This window comes from Fundidesulfovibrio sp., assembly GCF_058402725.1.
Window position 1 is genome coordinate 1 of sequence record NZ_JBZVFJ010000329.1, and the last position, 1,727, is coordinate 1,727.

The 1,727-nt window shown below is 68.3% G+C and carries 1 protein-coding gene and 1 pseudogene; both read left to right on the forward strand.

The features are described from left to right. A pseudogene (locus tag ACV4UX_RS19260) lies at positions 1-381 on the forward strand (hypothetical protein); the annotation flags it as partial. Positions 382-438: 57 nt separating this feature from the next. Beyond that, positions 439-1,641 (forward strand): right-handed parallel beta-helix repeat-containing protein, encoded by a 1,203-nt coding sequence (locus ACV4UX_RS19265; protein ID WP_491594893.1) that lies wholly within the window; start codon positions 439-441, stop codon positions 1,639-1,641. The last annotated feature ends 86 nt before the right edge of the window (positions 1,642-1,727 follow it).

Genomic DNA, 1,727 nt, shown 5'->3' on the forward strand with positions numbered 1-1,727 from the left:
CCAGAGCGTGCCGTCGGGGCCGCTGGCGACGCGTTGCGCATCGAGTGCCCCACGGGTTCGGGCCGCTTCGTCACGCTCTTCGATGCCGCCCGGGAGATCGGGGAACGCCTCATCGGGCTCTTCACGCGCGACGCCTCGGGCGCAAGGCCCTTCCAGGGCGATGCGCGCCTCTTCCGGGAAGACCCCCACTGGCAGGGCTGCCTGCTCTTCCACGAATACTTCCACGGCGACACGGGCGCGGGTCTGGGCGCCAGCCACCAGACCGGCTGGACCGGCCTTGTGGCCAAGCTCATCCAGCTCTTCCGTGGCACGAGCGCCCGGGACTTCCTGGAGTCGGACAGCGCCGTGGTGTTCGGCCCGGGCGGCGGGCAGGGGGCATGATGCTCCGCCAATCGCCATGCGCTTGACACATTCCGGCGACCGTGCCAGCCTGCCGACATGTCTTTCAAGTTTGTAATGTCATTTGCCCTGTGCGGGCTGCTCGCCCTCGCGCAGGGGTGCGGCCATCCGGCCACGCCGCCCAAGGGCAAGTCTCACGTCATCCTTGCGGCCCACGACACGCCCGAGGCGGACAAGAAACTGGCCGATGCGGTCTGCCCCGCCGACAGCGCCCAGAGCACCATCAACGCCGCCATCGCGAACCTGCCCGCCAGCGGCGGCCAGGTCACGCTTCTGCCGGGAAGCTATACCATCCGCAAGGCGGAGCTCATCCACGAGGGCAAGCCCGTGAGCGGCGGCATACTCATCAACAAGGACAGCGTGCTCCTCCAGGGCTATGGACCTTCCACCTCCCTGCGTCTTGCCGACGCCCAGGACTGCAACGTCATCCGCATCACCGGCGTGAAGGGCGTGACCGTCGAACGGCTTTGCATCGACGCCAACCTCCCGGGCCAGACCGTGCGCAACCGGGCCTTCGAGTCCTGCGGCATCCGCGCGTCGTGGATTCACGAGGCCGACGGGCAGCACTGCGCCGACATCGTGGTGCGCGAATGCACGGTGCGCAACGCCGCGGGGCTGGGCATCATGCTGTGGGGCTCAAACGTCCAGGCCCTCGCCAACGTGCTCTCCGACAACCAGGCCGACGACATCGAGCTGCTGGGCGGCCCCGGGATCATCCGGGGAAACTCCGTGACGAGGTCCGCCGGCGCCGTCGATTCCGTGCTGGGCACCGACGCGGCCGACAACATCCTCATCACCCAGAACACCGTCACCATCTCCGGACAGGGCGTCGCCAGCGTGGGCATCCGCTCCTGGGGCGGCTTCTCACGCCACATCATCACCAACAACATCGTCCGCGTCGAGAAGGGCGGATCGCTGCGCATCGGCATAGACAGCAGGGCCACCGAAACCATCCTCACCGGCAACATCCTGGAATGCCCGCCCGAAGCGCCCTGCATCGTGTCGCTGGGCGACGGCAACATCGTCACCGGAAACATCTTCAGGAACGCCGCGATCGGATACCAGACCTCCCCCGTCTGGAAGGACCAGCCGCGCGAGATGTCCGCTCCCGACGACGCCAGGGGCGTCGTGTTCGACAACAACACCCTCCTGAACTGCACTCTGGACTCGGCGAGCTTCCAGAACCACGGCGTGCCCCTGCATCCGCCTGCCGCCAGCATGGCGGAATCGGCCCGCCCCTGAGCCGGGCGCTCCTTCGAGCACTGCCGTCCCGCCCCCCCCGTGGGGGGCTTCCGGCCGGGGCCTATCGGTACTGGACGCTGACCGCC

Bases quoted from the DNA above. Each gene is read 5' to 3' on its own strand.
- ACV4UX_RS19265 (WP_491594893.1), top strand. From the start codon at position 439: ATGTCTTTCAAGTTTGTAATGTCATTTGCCCTGTGCGGGCTGCTCGCC.